Annotated in this window: 18 protein-coding genes and 1 pseudogene; 9 read left to right on the top strand and 10 right to left on the bottom strand. The window is 71.9% G+C overall.

What is annotated here, in order from left to right; translation table 11 throughout:
* Window positions 1-26 precede the first annotated feature (26 nt).
* Window positions 27-599 (top strand): TetR/AcrR family transcriptional regulator, encoded by a 573-nt coding sequence (locus tag CG747_RS42190; protein WP_100607199.1) that lies wholly within the window; start codon window positions 27-29, stop codon window positions 597-599.
* Window positions 600-743: 144 nt separating this feature from the next.
* Here the strand turns inward: CG747_RS42190 and CG747_RS42185 are convergent, their stop codons facing one another.
* Window positions 744-1259, bottom strand: a complete 516-nt coding sequence (locus tag CG747_RS42185) for a 2,4'-dihydroxyacetophenone dioxygenase family protein (protein ID WP_100607198.1) — start codon at window positions 1257-1259, stop codon at window positions 744-746.
* 228 nt (window positions 1260-1487) lie between these two features.
* Between CG747_RS42185 and CG747_RS42180 the strand changes: the two genes are divergently transcribed.
* The gene (locus tag CG747_RS42180) at window positions 1488-2243 is read left to right on the top strand and encodes an alpha/beta fold hydrolase (protein ID WP_100607197.1); all 756 of its coding nucleotides are present in this window, start codon (window positions 1488-1490) and stop codon (window positions 2241-2243) included.
* A gap of 205 nt (window positions 2244-2448) precedes the next feature.
* Window positions 2449-4047 carry a benzoylformate decarboxylase gene (mdlC, locus tag CG747_RS42175; protein ID WP_100607196.1) on the top strand — a complete coding sequence of 533 codons (1599 nt, stop codon included), beginning with the start codon at window positions 2449-2451 and terminating at the stop codon, window positions 4045-4047.
* Between the two features lie 61 nt (window positions 4048-4108).
* Here mdlC and CG747_RS42170 read toward each other — a convergent pair whose 3' ends face one another.
* Window positions 4109-4507 carry a DUF4232 domain-containing protein gene (locus tag CG747_RS42170; RefSeq protein ID WP_257981096.1) on the bottom strand — a complete coding sequence of 133 codons (399 nt, stop codon included), beginning with the start codon at window positions 4505-4507 and terminating at the stop codon, window positions 4109-4111.
* 144 nt (window positions 4508-4651) lie between these two features.
* On the opposite strand from CG747_RS42170, the gene CG747_RS42165 reads away from it, so the two are divergent.
* Window positions 4652-5386, top strand: a complete 735-nt coding sequence (locus CG747_RS42165) for a trypsin-like serine protease (RefSeq protein WP_100607194.1) — start codon at window positions 4652-4654, stop codon at window positions 5384-5386.
* A 128-nt stretch (window positions 5387-5514) separates the two neighbouring features.
* On the opposite strand, the gene CG747_RS42160 is transcribed toward CG747_RS42165, so the two are convergent.
* On the bottom strand, window positions 5515-6387 hold the full coding sequence (locus CG747_RS42160; RefSeq protein WP_100607193.1) for a helix-turn-helix domain-containing protein: 873 nt from the start codon (window positions 6385-6387) through the stop codon (window positions 5515-5517).
* Between the two features lie 156 nt (window positions 6388-6543).
* Between CG747_RS42160 and CG747_RS42155 the strand changes: the two genes are divergently transcribed.
* The 3 genes from CG747_RS42155 to CG747_RS42145 all read left to right on the top strand — a co-directional run bounded on the left by CG747_RS42155 (window position 6544) and on the right by CG747_RS42145 (window position 10027).
* Window positions 6544-7446, top strand: a complete 903-nt coding sequence (locus CG747_RS42155; RefSeq protein WP_100607192.1) for an MBL fold metallo-hydrolase — start codon at window positions 6544-6546, stop codon at window positions 7444-7446.
* Window positions 7447-7517: 71 nt separating this feature from the next.
* Window positions 7518-8969 (top strand): carboxylesterase/lipase family protein, encoded by a 1452-nt coding sequence (locus CG747_RS42150; protein ID WP_100607191.1) that lies wholly within the window; start codon window positions 7518-7520, stop codon window positions 8967-8969.
* A 296-nt stretch (window positions 8970-9265) separates the two neighbouring features.
* Window positions 9266-10027 (top strand): pirin-like bicupin family protein, encoded by a 762-nt coding sequence (locus CG747_RS42145; RefSeq protein ID WP_100607190.1) that lies wholly within the window; start codon window positions 9266-9268, stop codon window positions 10025-10027.
* Window positions 10028-10120: 93 nt separating this feature from the next.
* On the opposite strand, the gene CG747_RS42140 is transcribed toward CG747_RS42145, so the two are convergent.
* Entirely contained in the window at window positions 10121-10708 is a 588-nt protein-coding gene (locus CG747_RS42140; protein WP_100607189.1) for a transcriptional regulator, read from the bottom strand.
* Window positions 10708-12336, bottom strand: a complete 1629-nt coding sequence (locus CG747_RS42135) for a helix-turn-helix transcriptional regulator (RefSeq protein WP_100607188.1) — start codon at window positions 12334-12336, stop codon at window positions 10708-10710. The genes CG747_RS42140 and CG747_RS42135 overlap by 1 nt, the downstream gene beginning before the upstream one ends.
* 331 nt (window positions 12337-12667) lie before the next feature.
* Between CG747_RS42135 and CG747_RS42130 the strand changes: the two genes are divergently transcribed.
* Entirely contained in the window at window positions 12668-13711 is a 1044-nt protein-coding gene (locus CG747_RS42130; RefSeq protein WP_257981095.1) for a chitinase, read from the top strand.
* A gap of 20 nt (window positions 13712-13731) precedes the next feature.
* Here CG747_RS42130 and CG747_RS42125 read toward each other — a convergent pair whose 3' ends face one another.
* Window positions 13732-13995: a hypothetical protein gene (locus tag CG747_RS42125; protein WP_180985960.1), complete on the bottom strand. Its 264-nt coding sequence runs from the start codon at window positions 13993-13995 to the stop codon at window positions 13732-13734.
* On the opposite strand from CG747_RS42125, the pseudogene CG747_RS42120 reads away from it, so the two are divergent.
* Window positions 13976-14197 (top strand): annotated as a pseudogene (locus CG747_RS42120) (GNAT family N-acetyltransferase); the annotation flags it as partial. The gene CG747_RS42125 and the pseudogene CG747_RS42120 sit on opposite strands and share 20 nt — an antisense overlap.
* A gap of 31 nt (window positions 14198-14228) precedes the next feature.
* Here the strand turns inward: CG747_RS42120 and CG747_RS42115 are convergent.
* The 4 genes from CG747_RS42115 to CG747_RS42100 all read right to left on the bottom strand — a co-directional run bounded on the left by CG747_RS42115 (window position 14229) and on the right by CG747_RS42100 (window position 17545).
* Window positions 14229-14930, bottom strand: coding sequence for a metal-dependent hydrolase (locus CG747_RS42115; RefSeq protein WP_100607187.1), 702 nt, complete (start codon window positions 14928-14930; stop codon window positions 14229-14231).
* A gap of 322 nt (window positions 14931-15252) precedes the next feature.
* Entirely contained in the window at window positions 15253-15918 is a 666-nt protein-coding gene (locus CG747_RS42110; RefSeq protein ID WP_257981094.1) for a class I SAM-dependent methyltransferase, read from the bottom strand.
* Between the two features lie 225 nt (window positions 15919-16143).
* The gene (locus CG747_RS42105) at window positions 16144-16893 is read right to left on the bottom strand and encodes a zf-HC2 domain-containing protein (protein WP_100607185.1); all 750 of its coding nucleotides are present in this window, start codon (window positions 16891-16893) and stop codon (window positions 16144-16146) included.
* Window positions 16886-17545 (bottom strand): RNA polymerase sigma factor, encoded by a 660-nt coding sequence (locus CG747_RS42100; protein WP_257981093.1) that lies wholly within the window; start codon window positions 17543-17545, stop codon window positions 16886-16888. The genes CG747_RS42105 and CG747_RS42100 overlap by 8 nt, the downstream gene beginning before the upstream one ends.
* Window positions 17546-17558: the final 13 nt, after the last annotated feature.

The following is a 17558-nucleotide window of genomic DNA, read 5'->3' as shown; positions in this document are numbered from 1 at the left end:
AGCGGGAGAAGGGATGGCAGGCACTTATGGTCGACGCAGGGCAACGACCGTTGCGGGCTGACGCGCGGCGCAACAGGGAGAAGATCCTCACGGCCGCGGTGCGCGTCTTCGCGGCGGAGGGGCTCGATGCCCACTTGGAGCGCATCGCCAAGGAAGCAGGCGTGGGCAGCGCGACGCTGTACCGCAACTTCCCCACCCGCGAGGCACTGGTCGAGGCGGTCTACCGCAACGAGGTGGCCCAACTGTGCGACGCGGCCCCCACCCTCCTTGCGGCGAAGCCTCCCTACGAGGCCCTGCGCGCCTGGACGCGCCTGTTCCTGGACTACGTCACCGCCAAGTACGGCATGATCGACGCCCTGCGCGCCATCGCCGCGACGGGCAGCAACCCCTACGGCCACAGCCGGGAAATGATCCGGACCGCCCTCGCTTCCCTCATGGACGCGTGCGCGGCCGCCGGGACGATCCGCACCGACATCAGCCCCACCGACCTTAGCGCCGCCCTCGAAGGCATCGCCCTGACCTCGGCGCGGCCCGAACAACGAGCGCAGGCGGAGCGCCTGCTCGACCTCACCCTGGACGGCCTGAAGACCTGTCCGTGAAGGCGGTCGCACGGCTCGGCAGGGCGCGAAGCCCGTCCCGGACGCCTTTCGCTCGGGTGTCCCCTGCCGCGGGGCCGCGCGCAACCGGCCCCTCCGCGCCGCGACATGGGGCCGGTTGCGCCCGCGCCGTCCCCGCGGCCGGGGTCACAGGTAGAGCGCGCGGTTGATCGGGATGCCCTGCTCCTGGCAGCCGCGCTCGTAGTGGTCGATGAACCAGAAGACGTCGACCACCTCGGTCACCCGGTCCTGCTCGTCGAGGAACTCCACCGGCCCGTTCAGCCAGAAGACGGTCTTCATGCCCGCGTCGGAGACCAGGGTGTGGGTGCGGCCCGGGCTTTCCCGGATGAAGTCACCCGGTCGGCCGACCCAGTCGTACTCCAGGTAGCGCCAACTGCCGTCGAGCACATAGCCCGAGACCGGGCCGCGGTGGCGGTGGCGGCCCAGCGATCCGCCGGCCTGCACCCACAGGACGTTCGCGGCGGAGCTGCTGCGGACGTCGAACGTCAGGTGCTTGATCATCACCTGCGGGACGAAGGGCAGCCACGGGGAGGCCGCCTCCGCGATATGCCCTTCGGGCAGCGCGTACTGGTCCCGGCGGGCGTCGATCCTCGCCTCGATCGCGGCCAGGCCGTCCACACCCGGGGTCGAGCCGTCGGTCATGGCTGGTGTCCTTCCTGCCGGTGCCGGGGCGGACTCGCACACCTACCCATGTTCGACTCCCCCGCCCCGGCGCAACAGTGACTTCCAAGACGGCCGGGCACCACCGAAGCCGCCCCTTGCGTCGAGCGGCCGCGGCCCGGCACCGGACGAACGGCGGGTGAAGGGCGGAGTAGCGCGGCCGAGGTCGGGCAGGAATCGGCCGATACCCACCCAACAGGAGGTCCCGGTATGACGATCAGCCACCGCTCCATCGGCACCGGCACGCACAAGGTCCTCGTCCTCCACGACTGGTTCGGCACCAGCGCGGCCTGGGGCCAGTTCCTGGACCACCTGGACCCCGGCGAGTTCGGCTACGCCTTCCTGGACTACCGCGGCTACGGCGACCGGCGAGACGTCCAAGGGCAGTTCACGCTCGCCGAGATCGCCGCGGACGCCCTCGCCCTGGCCGACCAACTGGGCTGGGACACCTTCTCCCTGGTCGGGCACTCGATGGGCGGGAAGGCAGCCCAGCGGATCCTGGTCGAAGCGCCGCGCCAGGTACGCAAACTGGTCGGGGTGGCGCCGGTCCCGGCGAGCACGTACCCGCTGGAGGGGGATGCCTACGACCTCTTCCACGGCGCGGCGCGCAACCCCGCCAACCGGCGGGCCATCCTCGACCTGGTCACCGGGAACCGGGCCTGCGACCGCTGGCTGGACGCCATGACCAGCCGCTCGGTCGCCGGCTCCCGGCCCGAGGCCGTCGCCGCCTACCTCACCGACTGGACCACCCAGGACTTCGCGGCCAAGGTCGCCGGCAACACCCTCCCGGTGAAGGTCTTCGTCGGCGAGCACGACCTCGCCATCGACGCCGAAGCGATGCGCACCACCTGGCTGACCCACTACCCCCAGGCCGAACTGGAGGTCCTCGCCAACTCGGGCCACTACCCGATGTACGAACTTCCCGTGGCCTTCGCCACCGCCCTGGAGGCCTTCCTGCGCGCCTGACCGCCCACGACGGTTCCTTGAAGAGCTGCCGCCGGGCTGCGGGAGCGGCAGCGATCTCCCGCGCACCGCCGCCGCCCGGTTGCGCTCGGCTCCGTTCCCAGCCCGGGTGGCGCCGGCGGTGCGCGGCGCCTCGGGTCATCTGCTCCACACCGGCTTGCCGGTGGTCGAGAAGCGACTGCCGGGCACTGGGCACAGGGAGGACGGCATGACGACAACGGTCCTGGAAGCAGTCGTCGGGCTGCTGCGCGACACCGGTATGACCACCGTGTTCGGCAACCCGGGCTCCACCGAACTGCGCATGTTCCGCAACTGGCCCGAGGACTTCACCTACGTCCTCGGGCTGCAGGAGTCCTCGGCCGTGGCCATGGCCGCGGGCCACGCGCTGGGCACCGGGCGCGCCGCGTTCGTCAGCCTGCACTCCGCCGGCGGTGTCGGTCACGCGCTGGGCGCCGTCTTCAACGCACACCGCGACCGGGTGCCGCTGGTGATCGTCGCAGGTCAGCAAGCACGCTCCCTGATCCGGCTGCGCCCCTTCCTCGGCGCCGACGAACCAGAGCAGTTCCCGCGCCCGTACGTGAAGTCCGCCCGCCAGCCCGAACGCGCCGCCGACGTGCCGGCCGTCCTCGCCGAGATGCACCGCATCGCGATGACGCATCCGCGCGGGCCGGTGCTCGTGTCCGTCCCGGAGGACGACTGGGACCGGGCAGCCGAACCGGTCGAGCCCCGGGCGGTGCACAGCGGATTCACCGCCGACCCGGACGTGCTCGCCGCGCTCGCCGCCCGCCTCGACGTCTGCGGGCGGCCTGCGCTGGTGATCGGCCCCGGCGTCGACGCCGAAGCCGCGCTGCCGCACGCTGTTGCGCTGGCCGAGCGGATCCGCGCGGCCGTCTGGATGAGCCCGCTGTCCGGCCGCTCCGGATTCCCCGAGTCACACCCGCTCTTCCAGGGTTTCCTGCCGCCGGTCGCGGGCCCGTTGGCCGCACGCCTGGCGCCCTACGACGTCGTGGTCACGCTCGGGGCGCCCCTGTTCACGTACCACGTGGCGGACGACAGTCCCCCGCTGGCGCCCGGCACCGAACTCTTCCACCTGGACTGCGACCCGGCCCAGGCGGCCTGGCTGCCCACGGGCACGAGCCTGGTCACCACACTGCGCCCCGCCCTCGCCCAACTCACCACGCTGGTGGCCCGGTCGGACCGCGAAGGGCCACCGGCACGCAAACGGCCGGCACCGGTGAGCCCGGGCAGCGACCTCACGCCCGAAGGGGTCCTGGACCAGCTGCACCGCCGACTGCCCCGCGACCGGGTGCTCGTCGAGGAGGCCCCCAGCCACCGCGACGCGCTGCACGCTCGGGTGCCGGTCGACCTGGCGGGCGGATTCCTCACCACGGGCAGCGGCGCGCTCGGCTGGGGCCTGCCGCTGGCCGTCGGCCGGGCGCTCGCCGACCGGCGGCGGGTGGTGTGCGTGCTGGGCGACGGTTCGGCGCTGTACTCGGTGCAGGCACTGTGGACGGCGGCCCGGCACCGGGCACCGGTCACCTTCATCGTGCTCGACAACGGCGGCTACGGGGCGGTGAGCGCGCTCGGCCGCCGGCTCGGCATCGCACCGGTGCCCGGCACGGACCTCGGCGGTATCGACTTCACCGGGCTCGCCGCGTCGTTCGGCTGCCCGGCGGACTACGCGGACCACCCCGACGACCTGGGCAAGGCCCTGGACCGCGCGGTGACAGCGCTCGGCGACGACGACGGCCCGCACCTGCTCCATCTGCGCGTCACCGACACCGAAGGCGTGCTCTACGAGACGTGAGCCGGGCGTGGCACGTGGCGCGCCCGCATCGCGGTGCCGAGGCGGTCAGCCGATGGGGTGGTCAGCCGATGGGGTTGACGAAGGTGCCCGGGTGGGTGGCGGCGCGCTGGTCGACGAGGGTGCCCCAGGGCCAGGCGATGGTGATCGACTTGGTCTCGTTGGGCGGGGTGATCTGCGCCCAGGCCGGCTGGTAGAAGCCCTCGTTCTCCTCGGTCATGGCGAGGTTGATCGTGAAGTCGGTGCTGTCGCCGGGACCCAGGGTGATCGAGCCGTGCTTGGCCGAGGAGCGGGCCAGCGACCAGCGCTCGCCCCCGTTCTCGGACGTCAGGTCCACGCCCGGGAAACCGCCGATCACGCAGGTGCGGCCGCTCTTGTTGGTCAGCACGACGCTGGTGGTCGTCGCGCCGCCCGCCTTCGGGTCCGGAGCGGCATCCCCACCGGTGGCGAACGACGCCTCCACCCACTGTGTTCCGACCCCCTGCCGCACGGCTGCCGCTCGGCAAACACCCGGCTAACACCCGCGCCGGACTGATCATTCGGAACTTTTCGGCCCGACGGGGCATCTCCACCAGTACGTGCCCCGACGAGAGAGGAACCGTTCCTGATGGTGCGTCGATTTCGTGTGCTGCTGCTGACCGCCTTACTGCTGCTGACAGGCTCGGTGATGTCGTCCGCGCCGGCCTCCGCCGTCATCGGCGGATCGAAGAGTGCCTACGGGCCGTGGGCGGTGCGCATGCTCGTCGACGGCAAACCGACGTGCACCGGGACGGCGGTCACACCCCAGTGGATCATCAGCGCCTCGCACTGCTTCTTCGAGCAGGCGCAGCCGGTCGCCGACAAACGGATCTCGTTCCGGATCGGCAACCTCGACATGCGCAAGGGCACCACGGTCCGCCCGCTGCCCGGCAAACGCGTGGGAAGCGCACAAGCCGACATGATGCTCATCAAGGTCCCGCCGATGAAAATCCGCACGGCGCGCCTGGCCACCGCCGGCGTCCACCCCGGCCAGACCGTGCGCCAGTACGGGTGGGGCGCCACCTGCACCGGGGACGAGAACACCTGCCAGTCCCCCGTGCTCAAGCAGTCGGACCTGCGGATCGTGCGGCCGGACGACCCCCGTTGCGAGGGCTACACCGCACCGGGCGGCTCGGACTTCTGCATGGAGAAGGCGTCCGGGATTCCCGCCGGCGGCGACTCCGGAGGTCCGGTGATGAGCATCGCCCCACAGGGCACCGAGACGCTCCTCGGCGTCTTCGACGGCTCCGACCGGCAGGAGATCGCCCAGGCCGGTGAGATCTCCCAGCAACTCGCCTGGATCCGCTCGGTCATCCGGGGGTAGCGCGCAGCGCGGGCGGCCGAAGCGCCGGGCAAGCCCCGGTGGGACTGGGGGCAAGCCCCGGTGGGACCGGGCGAGCCGTGCTTCGCGGGGCGCGTACGGGAGCCGTCCGCCCCGCTCGGCCGGTCCGCTCAGCCGGTCCACTCCGCCGGTCCGGTTGAGCAGTTTTGGGCGAGCAGTTCCAGTGCGTGCCGCGAAGCGTCGTCCCCCGCCGCGGCGGTGATGAGGACCACGGACTGCTGCGGTGAGTGGGGCGGCACCAGCGAGTGCTGGGTGACGGCGACCGGGCCCACCAGCGGATGGCGCAGCTCGTATCCCTCGCCCTCGCACGGCCGCACCCGGTGGTCGCCCCACAGTGCCGTGAACTCCGGGCTCTTCATGGACAGTTCGCCGATCAGTGCGGCCAGCAGCGCGTCCTCGGGGTGCCGTCCGGCGACCAGTCGCAGGTTGCCCACCACGGCGCGCGCCTTGCGCGGCCAGTCGGTGTACAGCTCGCGGGTGTGCGGGTCGAGAAAGAGCATCCGGGTCAGATTCGGCCGGTCGGCGGCCCGTTCGGGCGCGGTGCGGTCGGTGTGCCCGGCCAGCAGGGCGTGTCCCGGTCCGTTCCAGGCCAGCACGTCGGCCCGCCGGCCGAGGACCAGCGCCGGCACGTCCCGTAGGGAGCCGATCAGTTCCCGGGTCATCGGGTGGAGTCGTTCGGGCGTCGGTCGGCGCGATGTCCGGGGGCGCCGGGCGGCCAGTTCCCGTAGGTGGGCGCGCTCGTGCGGGTCGAGGTGCAGCGCCCCGGCCAGGGCGTTGAGCACCGCTTCCGAGGCGTTGACCGCGTGTCCCTGTTCCAGGCGCGTGTAGTACGACGGGCTCACCCCGGCCAGGTGCGCGATCTCTTCGCGGCGCAGTCCGTTGACCCGGCGGCGTTCGGGAAAGGCGGGCAGGCCGACGTCCTCGGGACGCAGGCGCGCACGCCGCGCACGCAGGAACTCGCCCAGTTGGCCGGTGACACCCATGCGGCCAGTATCGCCCGCCGCCGGCCTGCCTGCCTGTCCCTGCCCGGGATAGGCAGGGGCAGGGACAGGCACGGTGGGGATGGGCACGGTGGGGGCTGGCTCCGCCCGGCCGGGGGCCGCACGCTGGCCGCACCACCAGCGAGCACGGGAGCGCAGATGCACGACCTCGTCCTGGGTGATGTCACCGTCACCCGTGTCATGGAGTACGTCGGTCCGGTCGGGATGACACCGCAGACCTTCTTCCCCGAAAGCCCCGAAGGGGCCTGGCAGCGCCATGTCCCTTGGCTGGCGCCGGACTTCCTCGATCCGGAGACCGACCTGTGCCGCTCGGCCGTGCAGACCTGGCTGCTGCGCAGCGAGGGCCGCACGATCCTCGTCGACACCGGCGTCGGCAACCACAAGGAGCGGCCCTCCTCCCCGGTGTGGAGCCACCTGAACACCGACTTCCTCGCCAACCTCGCCCGGGCCGGCGTCCGGCCGGAGGACGTCGACCTGGTGATCAACACCCATCTGCACGTGGACCACGTCGGCTGGAACACCCGCCTCGACGGGCACGAATGGGTCCCGACGTTCCCCAACGCCACCTACCTCATGCCCCGACCCGACTTCGACTTCTGGAACCCCGCGGGCGGCCACCGGCCCAGGCTGGGCCGCGGCAACCAGAACGTCTTCGAGGACAGCGTCGCGCCCGTGCACCGGGCCGGTCGCGCGGTGCTGTGGGAGGACGGCCTGCGCATCGACGCCCATCTGAGGCTGGAGCCGGCGCCCGGCCACACGCCCGGTTCCGCGGTCCTCGCCCTGGAATCCGGCACCGACCGGGCCCTGTTCGTCGGCGACTTGCTGCACACTCCCCTGCAGGTCGTCGAGCCCGACCTCAACAGTTGCTTCTGCGAGGACCCGGAGCAGGCCAGGGCCACCCGGCGGCGCCTGCTCGGCCGTGCCGCCGACACCAACGCGCTGGTGCTGCCCGCGCACTTCGGTGGCCACGGCGGTGCCGAGGTCGTCCGCGAGGGCGACCGCTTCGCCCTGAAGAACTGGGCCCCGTTCCCCCGCGTCTGAGCAGCGTACCCCACCCGCCGCAGCCGATGCCCCCGCGCCCGCGGCGGCGCACGACAGGAGAAGCGAAGCTGATGCCCCACCCGCTCGTCCCCACCGCCGAAGGCCCCGTGCGCGGCCTCGCCGGCGCCACCGCCCACGTCTTCTTGGGCATCCCCTACGCCGCGCCTCCGGCCGGTGCCGCCCGCTTCGCCGCGCCCGCGCCCCACCCGCCCTGGCGCGACGTCCGGGACGCGACCCGGCCCGGGCCGACCGCGCCCCAGCCCCGCCGGGACGGCTTCGGCACCCTGGACATGGCACCGTACTTCGGCCCCGGTTGGATCCCCGGCGCCGACTACCTGACGCTCAACGTGTGGGCTCCGCCCAAGGCCCGCCGCAGCCCGGTCATGGTCTTCGTGCACGGCGGCGGGTTCCTGGCCGGCTCCACCCGCGCCGCGCTCTACGACGGCACCGCCTTCGCCCGCGACGGCGTGGTGCTGGTGACGGTCAACTACCGCCTGGGCGCCGCCGGTTTCCTGGATCTTCCCGGGGCCCCGCCCAACCGCGGTCTGCTCGACGTGGTGGCCGCCCTGCGCTGGGTCCGGCGCAACATCGAGGCGTTCGGCGGCGATCCCGGCAACGTCACCCTGTTCGGCCAGTCGGCGGGCGCGACGCTCACCTGCGGCGTCCTGGCGGCACCGGACGCAGCGGGCCTCTTCCACCGCGCGATCGTCCAGAGCGGCAACGGCCTGGGCGCGTTCTCCCGCGAGCAGGCGGCACGCGTGACCCACGCGGCGGCCACCGCCCTGGGCATCGCGCCGACCGTCGCGGAGTTCGCCGCGGTCCCCGACGAACGGTTCCTCGCCCTCCTGCCCGCCCTCACCGGTATCGACCTGCACACCGCCCCCCGGTCCGATCCGCTGCTCGGGCTCAGCCCCTACAGCCTGGTACTGGACCGCCAGCCGGCCGAGGCGGTCGCCGCGGGCGCCGGCGCCCGGGTTGCCCTCCTCATCGGCACCACCACCCAGGAGGGCAACCTCTACCTCGCGCCGCAGGGCGAGCTGGCCACCTCGACGACCCGGGACGTGTACGCCCTCGCCGCCCGGATCGATCCCGACCCGGCGGCGCTCGTGGCGGAGTACCGCGCCAGGCACCCGCGGGCGAGCGCGGGCCGCCTGCGCTCGGCCCTCCTGGGCGACGCACTGTTCGGCACCGGCAGCCGCCGCCTTGCCGCGGCCCACGCGGCCCACCGCGCCGCCCCCACCCACACCTACACGTTCGCCTGGCGCTCGCCCGCCCTGGACGGCCGGCTCGGCGCGGCCCACACCACGGAACTGCCGTTCGTCTTCGACCGGTTGGACCTCCCCGCCCTGCACGGCCCCAGCGGCCTGCTCGGCACGCCCCCGCCACCGGCCCGCCTCGCCACCCGCATGCACGGCGCCTGGGTCTCCTTCGCCCACACCGGCGACCCCGGCTGGCCCCCGTCCGAAACCCGCCACTCCACGACCCACCGGTCCACAACCCACCACTTCACCGGGAACGAGTGACCGGGAAGGGGCGGTCGAGAAGGAGCGGCCAGGGAGGAGCGGCCGGTAGGGAGTGACCGGTCGGGAGCGGAAACCACGGGCACGGCCAGGGGCCTGGGCGGCGGGCTGCGGCCGGGGCGGCGGCGGGCGAGGGACCGGTCGCGCGGGGGTGGGGAATAGCCCCGCCCCCCTATTTAGTTTATGATTCAACCAAGCGGGAGATTGGCCCTCCCGCGGGCCGCAGGCATCCGACCTCACGCCCAAAACCGCAGGCCACAGGCGATAGACCGCCTGTGCCAGCCAGAAAGGACCGCACCATGGCTTCGACCCTCGACGTCCGTCGTGCCGACGAGCGCTTCCACACCCGGGCCGGATGGCTGGAGTCCCACCACTCCTTCTCCTTCTCCCACCACTGGAACCCCGACAACACCCACTTCGGGCTGCTGCTGGTCTCCAATGACGACATCGTCGCGCCGGGTACCGGCTTCGACACCCACCCGCACCGGGACATGGAGATCGTCACCTGGGTCCTCGACGGCAGTCTCGTCCACCAGGACTCCGAGGGGCACAACGGCGTGATCTACCCGGGTCTGGCCCAGCGGATGAGCGCCGGCGCCGGCATCCTGCACAGCGAGAAGAACGACTCGTGGACCCTGACCGGCCAGCCCGAGCACCGGGACCCGGTCCACTTCCTCCAGATGTGGGTGATCCCCGACGAGGCCGGTATCCGCCCGGGCTACGAGCAGCTCGACATCAACGACGAACTCGCTCGCGGCGGCTGGGCCACCCTGGCCTCCGGCATGCCCGAGCACACCGACCAGCGGGCGATCGGCATCCGCCAGAAGCATGCCGCCCTCCACGTCAGCCGGATGCGTCCCGGTGAGACCCTCCAGGCCGCCACCGCTCCGTTCGCGCACCTCTTCGTCGCCCGGGGCACCGTCGACCTGGAAGGCTCCGGGCCGCTGGCCACAGGAGACGCGGCACGCATCACTCACGCCGAAGGTCAGCGCATCACCGCCGGCCCCCAGGGCGCGGAGGTCCTGATGTGGGAGATGAACGCCGCCGTCGCGATGAGGTGAGCAAGCGGCCAGGCATGTGACGGCACGCGCGGCGGCCGGGCCCGGCCGCTCAGCGCCCCTGCTGCCCGGTATCCGCCGGGCAGCAGGGTGCGGTCAGGCGGCCCAGCCGACGGAGGAGACGTAGGTGTAGGCGTCCCAGTCGGTACCCAGGCCGCCCTGGATGGTCTCGTCCCAGATCGCTTCGAGTTCACGGGCGTCATGGGCGATCCAGGCGTCGACGGCCCGGTCCCAGATCAGGCCGCGGACGTTGATGGAACGCGTCTCCACATCCCTGCGATAGCGGCGGTCGACCTGCGACTGGTCGGCGGGGTCGATCTCGATGCGGGTCCCGCGGCCACCGTTGGCGAGGCGGCGCTTGAGGTCGGCGACCACGTTGCGGCGACGCAGGTCCCAGTACGCCACATCCAGGCGCGCGAGGTTGGCTTTACTGGGGGTCCGCTCCTCCGCCAGCCAGGCGATCAGCGTGCGGGGGCGGACGTGGACACCGGCGCGGTCCATCGCCTCGTAGCCGGCGTCGGAGGCCGTCAGGTAACGCAGGCGGGCCGCCAGACCACGCTCGGAGGTGACCGGGGACTCGATACCCGTCACCATCCGGTCGATGCCTTCGGCCACCGACACCCAGCCGGGCAGCGCCCGTGCGCCGTAGTGGCCGATCCGGCGCCACCGGGAGTCCAGGGCCATCAGCGCGCCACCTGGCCGACGGTGTACTCACCGGAGGCTTTCGCGTCGCTGTGCTTGATCTTCATCTGGGTCAGGCCGCGGCCTTCGGTGAAGACCTGCCTCCAGTCGCCGCTCACATGGAGTTCGTCGGTACCCATCATCGCGATCACCTCCAGACCGGCCTGGTGGGCCTTGTACGCCTTGCCCCACAGGTTCGCGTACGCCTGACTGTGGATGATGTGCATCCAGTCCGGCCGCTGGATCTCGCGGTTGTGGATCGACTCCCCCATCGTCGAGATGAACTTCGAGTACATCGCCTTCACATAGCCCTCGGTGATCGTGTCGTCCTGTGCAAGGGCGGTCTCGCGGGCGGCGGCCAGGACCTTGCGCAGGGCGTCGAGGAAGTTCTCCGTCGCACCCGACGTCCACGACTCGTGCACCGTCGGCGCCTCGATCAGGCCGTACTTCGGACCGGACAGGCGCAGCAGCAGGCGCAGGGTGGCGTCGGTGATCCACAGGGCGCCGGGTTCCTCGCGGTCGCCGAGCGGGTCGGGCAGGTGCGGGTGGTTCCACGGGGCGGGGGTGATCAGGTGGACACCGGAACGCTTCGCATCCACGCCGTCGCTGCCCGCGTGATGCTCCAACTTGCCGATCGGGAGCCAGCACTTCAGCGCACTGAGATAGGCGGCGTTGGCGTCCAAGGCCGTGACCTGGACGTTCCCGGGGGCTTTGAGGGAGTAGTGGGGGTGGTGGAAGTTGGGGCGGGCCTCCCAGATCTGGTCCGGCTCCCGTTTCGAGGGCTTGTGCAGGATGTCCGGCAGGGAGGGGTAGGCGGTGTACTGGTAGCGCGCCGTCGCCCGGGTCTCCTCGAACAGCCGCATCACATCCGGGATCGCCCGCTTGACCAACGCCTGCAGCGCGACATCCGCATCGCCCTCGGCACGCTCCAACTCCTCGTGCACGGCACCGGTGATCAAGGTGTTGGTCTCGGCCTGGGCGCGGGCGGAGGACTGGGCCCGGCGCTGCGGTCGCGACGGGACCCGCGCCGGGGTCGGGGACGGGACCCGCGCAGGGGTTGGGGACGGCTGTAGGGGTGCGGCCGGTGCGGGAACCCGGGTGACCGCGGGGGTGGCGGCCCGGGGCGTGGCAGCGGGGGGCTTGGCAGCGGGGGGTTGGCACATCGCGCCGGGGTGCAGGGAGCGGCCGTCGGTGGCCTTGAACGGGGTCACCACGCCGCAGCGGATGCACGGTTCGGGATTGCCTTGCACCACCAGGCCGTCGGGGCGGAACGCGGTCGGCGGCAGCTCCGCGGCGGCGGGCAGTGACTGCGGAGCGGTCGGCGCGACGGGGGCTTGCGGTGCGGTGATCCCGGCGTTCCCGGGGGCCTCGGGGGTCGGGGCGGGGTGGATCTCGGCGAGACCCTTCAGCAGCTTCAGGTATTTTCCCCGTCCGGGCGGCTGCGGGTCCGTCTCGCCCGACTCCCAGTTGGCGACGGTCTGCCGACCCACGCCGACGGCGGCCGCGACCTGGGCGCGCGACAGTCCCGCCGCCTCACGCAGGCGCAGACGCTCGACGGGAGACGGCATCCACGCCATGAGGCGCGCCTCTTCCAGCAAAGCCTCGACACTGTCCAGCTGACCCTCGCTCATACCCCAAAACTACCGCACCTTAGGCAGATGCTGGCATGAATCTAGCCAGTCATTAGGCATCAATTTGACAGTGGGAGGAGGGGGGTGGGCCGGGCCGACCGGCACCGGACGACGGGGGCGCGGGGAAGTTGACGCGGCGGCCGCTCGGGGCCGAATGGCGCCCGGGTCTGCGTGCGGAGGGCAACCCGGGCTTCAGGAACGTCCCAAGTGGTGGCAAAGGTGGGGTGGTTGCGGGTTGCGGGACTCTTGACGACGGCCTTGGTCTAGTCCAGCTTTCTTCGGTGAACGGTCATGTTGTTTCTTCCTCCCCCACGGAAGGACCGGACGCCTGATGAGGATGTCGACCCGTATAGCGCTGGTTGCGGCGGCCGCCGAAGCCCTGTCCGCCACCGGAATCACCGCCGCCGGCGCGGGCACCACGCACCCGGGGGCGATCCGCCCGGCCGCCCGCTTCGACGCGGCGCAGTTCGCCCCGTACGTGGACATGAGCAACTCCGCCGAAGGCCGGCTCGACACCGCCATCACCGGCCACGGTGTGAAGACCTACATCGCCGCTTTCACCATCGGCGCCGGTTGCAACAACATCTGGGGCGACACGCTCCCCGTCGGCAACGACCCGTACACCGATCCGGAGATCGCCAAGGCCAAGGCCGAGGGCGCCGGCGTGATCATCTCCTCCGGCGGAGCAGGCGGGGAGCCGCTGGCCTTCACCTGCACCGACCAGAGCCAGATCGACGCGGGCTACCAGAAGGAGATCACCGCCTACGGCACCGATTCCCTGGACTTCGACATCGAGGGTGCGGCCGTCGCGGACACCGCGGGCGTGGCCCGGCAGATGACCGCGATCAAGGACCTGAAGGCGAACAACTCCGGGCTGACGGCCTCGGTGACGCTGCCGGTGCTGCCCACCGGCCTGACCGCCGACGGCGTCAACGTGTTGAAGGCCGCCAAGGCGGCCGGCGTGAAGCTGGACAACGTCAACATCATGGCGATGGACTACGGGCAGGGCACCGGCACCGACATGGGTGCGGCCGCGATCAGCGCGGGCAAGGCCACCCTGGCGCAGATGCAGTCCGTGGACTCCGGTTACACCTACGCCAACCTCGGCATCACCCCGATGATCGGTGTGAACGACGACGGTTCCACCTTCAGCCTGGCCGACGCCGCCTCGGTGGCGAGTTGGGCGGCGGGCAACGGGGTCGGCCGGATGTCCTTCTGGTCCGTCAGCCGCGACCAGGCGTGTACGGCGGCCGCGAAGGCGCCGGCCAGGGGCGGCATGGACGCCGCGCAGACCATGGAGCCGGCGTCCTCTCCGGTGTGCAGCGGCGTCTCCCAGTCGCCGTACGCCTTCACCGACGCGCTCGGCAGAGGCTGACGCCCGCGGCGTCGCCGGCCTCAGGCCCGTCCGGCGCCGGGCCTGCCTGCTCCGTCGTGCCATGTCCGGTCGGAGGCTTTGACGTAGTCGGTGAAGTTCCTGGGTTGGCGGCCAGGAGCGCGCTGCACTCCGTCGGAGAGGTGGCTGTCCATTCCGCGCCGGATCGGGCTGACCGCCTCCGCGTAGTCCTGCGCCGCGGTGGTCGGCCGTCCCCGCCCGGTGAGTTCGGTGATGAACTCCTGTGGGGACAGCGGGATGTAGCGGGGGACCGACGCGGTGCGCACGCTGGCCCGGTGGCTGGTGCGGGAGCGCGGTCACCACCGGCTGACCATCGATCCCGCCGCGGCCAACACCGCCGCGATCCGCAGTTATCGCAAGGTCGGGTTCCAACCCGTGGGCATCATGCGGGCGTACGGACGCGACCACCGCACGGGGCTCTGGCAGGACGCACTGCTCATGGACCTGCTCGCCGAGGAGCTGACCTGACCGGTGGGCCCGGGCGGTTGCGCGGCGGGCTTCAGTTGAAGGGTTGCGGGGACAGCGCGGTGAACCACAGCAGGACGACGGTGGCGACGCCCATGATGGGGGTGAGTATCTCCGTCTCCAGCTTGTTGCCGCTGTGCTTGATGATGACGATCTCGTAGCGGTTCTTCAGGGGCCACAGCCATGGGGCGCCCTGTTTGGTGATGGAGTCGCCCAGCAGGTGGGCCAGGCAGCCCAGGCCGACGGCGTACGGCAGCCAGCCGGGGGCCGAGGGGATGAACTTGGCGATGACCGCGGTGCCGATCCCGGCCATGGCGACGATCGTGCTCCAGGCGGAGAATCCGTGGCCGGGCGGGCAGAGGTTGAGCGCGCGGACCGCGAGGGCCAGGAGGAAGAAGGTCAGGCCGAGGGTGAAGGGGCGGCCCAGGTACGTCACCCCGGCCCAAGTGCCCGCGGTCATCAGGGCGATGAAGAACAGGGAGTGGGTGGCGTGGCGGTGGCCGCCCGAGATCCAGGCCACGAAGCGGCACAGGGCCTTGGAGAAGGGGCCGAGGAAGTTGGCGATGGTGCCGTCGTGGTGGTCCAGGTCCGGCAGGAGCGCGGCGCCGGCGCACAGCACCGTGCCCATCAGGATTTCCTGCGGGGCGAGGTGAGCGTGCATCACCAGTGGAGGCAGAAAGGGTGTGGTGCCTGCGAAGAGCAGGGCACCGCTCATCGCGTGCGAATGGCCCATCATGGTGCGTTCGTCCTCCCCGTTCGGTGCGTGCAGGTGACACGCCCTCAACAACGGCGAGACGCTATCAGCGTGATCGGCCCTGGTGGGCCGTGGACGACGCCTGGCGCGACGGTTCGTCCGCCCGGAGGGGACGGGGGTTGCGCAGGTCGTGGTCCGGGGGGGCGGTGTGCGGTCGTTCTTGCGTGCGGCGGTGGCGGGGGCTCGGCCCGTCGTGGCGCCTGCCGGGCACCTCGTCCCGGCAGGCGGCAACCACGTCATGGGCCCCCGCGTCGACCGCCCTACCAGCGTCTTCGTGCCGGCAGGGCGCGTCGGGCCGGGTCGTTCAGGAGGATGCCTCGCGGCAGTCGCAGGGCTGTGGCCGTGCGGCGTGCGCCGGTGGGCTGACGGGCACCAGATGGTGGACCCGGGCCGGTGGCAGGTTCCCGAGCACCGTCTCGGTGCGGAAGGTGTGCCGGCGCAGGATGCGGCGCAGTACGCCGTGGCCGGCGAGGGTGCGCTTGCGGTCCGCTCCGTCGGCGAATGTCTGGCGGATCGTCTCGCCGCCCACGTAGCCGAAGAAGGAGAGTGTGCCGCCGGGTCGCAGGGCTCCGAGCAGCCGGTCGAAGATCTCTTCGGTGGTCCGGGCATCGAAGTTGGCGAACGGCAGGCCGCACACGATCGTGTCGTAGGAGCCGAGTTCGTGCTCCTGTACCAGGCCCGTGCGGATGCGGAGCCTGGGGTCGCGGGCGTAGGTCTGCCGCAGCAGGTCGGCGAAGCGGGGGTTCGCCTCGATCAGGTCCAGCGTGTCGAGCGGGCTGAGTGAGCCGGCGATGTGCCGGGTCACCGCTCCGGTGCCCGGTCCCACCTCCAGCACCGCGCGGGAGTGGCCTGGACTGGGGATCAGGTATCGGGTGAGGGCTCTGCTGAGTTGGGCGCTGCTGGGGGTGATGGCCCCCACGTCCCGACGGGCCCTGGCGTACTCCCGGAGGAACAGCGTCACTTCAGCCACAACTCACCCACTGCGATCGCGAACATTTCGGTAGTGCACGTTGCGTTGTGCGGGGGTGGCCCAGCTCGGCAACGGCATGCGGATCAGTGTGCCCCTGGCCCGGCGGGGCTACCGAGGAATGTTCGGGCAGATGCGGTGAAGGAAACGTGTTGGAAATGTTTGCGGTCCGGGTGGTGAGGACCGGCTGCCGGGGGTTCGGTCCGGCGGTGGGGGGTGTTGCGGTGTTCACTGCGCGGTGAAGTGTGCGGTGGCCAGTACGTGGCCGTCGGCCGAGGTCAGACGGATGCCGGAGAGTATGGAGGGGCTCACGGAGGCGGGGACGACCCAGTAGCCGTCTCCGTCGCGCAGGTCGAAGGTGCCCAGTCGGACCGTTGTGCCGTCGGTACGATCCAGTAGGCAGGTGACCTTTCCGCTGTACGGGTTTCCGGCGTCGGCGAGGTCGACGGACATGAACACCCAGCCCTGCTCCCCGGGGCGGACGTAGAGGTCGCCGGCCGGTCGGTGCTGTCCGGCCCCGGCTCCGGTCAGCTGCGCATAGAGCACTCCCGTCGTGCTCGGGGCGGTGTGTGCGGGGCCGGCCACCACGTCTTCGATGGCCGTTCCCAGGGCCCAGCCGCCGAATCCGAAGCCGAGGGCGAGCACGGCCACGGCGGAGGCGATCCGCAGTCGGACGCCCCTGCGGAACCCGGCGTGCCGGGCCCCGAAGCCGCGTGCGGTCTCGCGTCCGTCGCGTGCGGCCTGGGCCTGGGCCAGCCGCCGCGCCGCCCGGGCTTCGAAACCGGCCGGCGGTGCGCTGCCGGGGAGGAGGCCGAGCAGCCCGTCGCCGACGAGGGCGAGCTGTTGGACGTATTCCCGGCAGTCCGCGCAGTGGTCCAGATGGGCGGCCGCCTCAGCCCGCTCCCGGCCCGAGAGCACGCCCAGCGCCAGCTCGGCACCGGTCTCGCGCAGCCGTTGGCAGGTCGGGTCCTTATTCATGGCCTCCTCGCTTCGGAGACGTGGGCCGGGGGTGCGGGGCGTTGGCAGGCGGCGGGTTCGCGGGCGTGGGGTGGGGGGTGGTGGGACGGGGCGCGGTGAGGGCGGTGCGCAGTTTTTCCATCGCGGTTCTGATCCGCGTCTTGGCGGTGCCCACGGGGATGTGCTCCCAGTCGGCGACCTGCTGGGCGGTCATCCCGTAGATGCCCGCCATCACCAGGGCGCGCCCCTGTTCGCCGGGCAGCTGCGCCACCGCGGCGCGCAGGGTGGAGGACGCCTCGTCGGCGAGCGCCTGCCGCTCGGGGGTGTCGGTCACCGCGTCCAGGAGGGCGTCGAGGTCCTGGGGGGCCACCGGCTCGGGGCGGCGGGAGCGGACGGCGTCGATGGCGAGGTTGTGGGCGATGGTCGTCAGCCAGGCCGTCACCGATCCGCGGCGGGAGTCGTAGATCTGCGCGTGCCGCCATGCGCGCTCGAAGGTCTGCTGGGCGATGTCCTCGGCGAGCTGTGTGTCGCGGGTGACCGCGATGGCCACGCCGAAGACGGTGTGTTGGAAGCGGCGCACGAACGTGACGGCGAGTTCCGGGTCACCCGCGGCGAGGCCGGCCAGCAGCGCCTCGTCGGGGATGCGTCCGACCGGGAGCTGCAATCTCTGCACACCCTTGTATACG

The sequence above is a fragment of the Streptomyces sp. CB02959 genome (assembly GCF_002803155.1).
Classification (GTDB): Bacteria; Actinomycetota; Actinomycetes; order Streptomycetales; family Streptomycetaceae; genus Streptomyces.
The sequence above is the reverse complement of the archived record's forward strand: the minus strand, read 5'-3'. Positions and strand labels throughout refer to the sequence as shown.

Bases quoted from the DNA above. Each gene is read 5' to 3' on its own strand.
- CG747_RS42130 (WP_257981095.1), top strand. From the start codon at position 12,668: ATGAGGATGTCGACCCGTATAGCGCTGGTTGCGGCGGCCGCCGAAGCC.
- CG747_RS42140 (WP_100607189.1), bottom strand. From the start codon at position 10,708: ATGGCCCTGGACTCCCGGTGGCGCCGGATCGGCCACTACGGCGCACGG.
- CG747_RS42150 (WP_100607191.1), top strand. From the start codon at position 7,518: ATGCCCCACCCGCTCGTCCCCACCGCCGAAGGCCCCGTGCGCGGCCTC.
- CG747_RS42145 (WP_100607190.1), top strand. From the start codon at position 9,266: ATGGCTTCGACCCTCGACGTCCGTCGTGCCGACGAGCGCTTCCACACC.
- CG747_RS42135 (WP_100607188.1), bottom strand. From the start codon at position 12,336: ATGAGCGAGGGTCAGCTGGACAGTGTCGAGGCTTTGCTGGAAGAGGCG.
- CG747_RS42155 (WP_100607192.1), top strand. From the start codon at position 6,544: ATGCACGACCTCGTCCTGGGTGATGTCACCGTCACCCGTGTCATGGAG.
- CG747_RS42190 (WP_100607199.1), top strand. From the start codon at position 27: ATGGTCGACGCAGGGCAACGACCGTTGCGGGCTGACGCGCGGCGCAAC.
- CG747_RS42180 (WP_100607197.1), top strand. From the start codon at position 1,488: ATGACGATCAGCCACCGCTCCATCGGCACCGGCACGCACAAGGTCCTC.
- CG747_RS42115 (WP_100607187.1), bottom strand. From the start codon at position 14,930: ATGATGGGCCATTCGCACGCGATGAGCGGTGCCCTGCTCTTCGCAGGC.
- CG747_RS42160 (WP_100607193.1), bottom strand. From the start codon at position 6,387: ATGGGTGTCACCGGCCAACTGGGCGAGTTCCTGCGTGCGCGGCGTGCG.
- CG747_RS42105 (WP_100607185.1), bottom strand. From the start codon at position 16,893: ATGAATAAGGACCCGACCTGCCAACGGCTGCGCGAGACCGGTGCCGAG.
- mdlC (WP_100607196.1), top strand. From the start codon at position 2,449: ATGACGACAACGGTCCTGGAAGCAGTCGTCGGGCTGCTGCGCGACACC.
- CG747_RS42165 (WP_100607194.1), top strand. From the start codon at position 4,652: ATGGTGCGTCGATTTCGTGTGCTGCTGCTGACCGCCTTACTGCTGCTG.
- CG747_RS42185 (WP_100607198.1), bottom strand. From the start codon at position 1,259: ATGACCGACGGCTCGACCCCGGGTGTGGACGGCCTGGCCGCGATCGAG.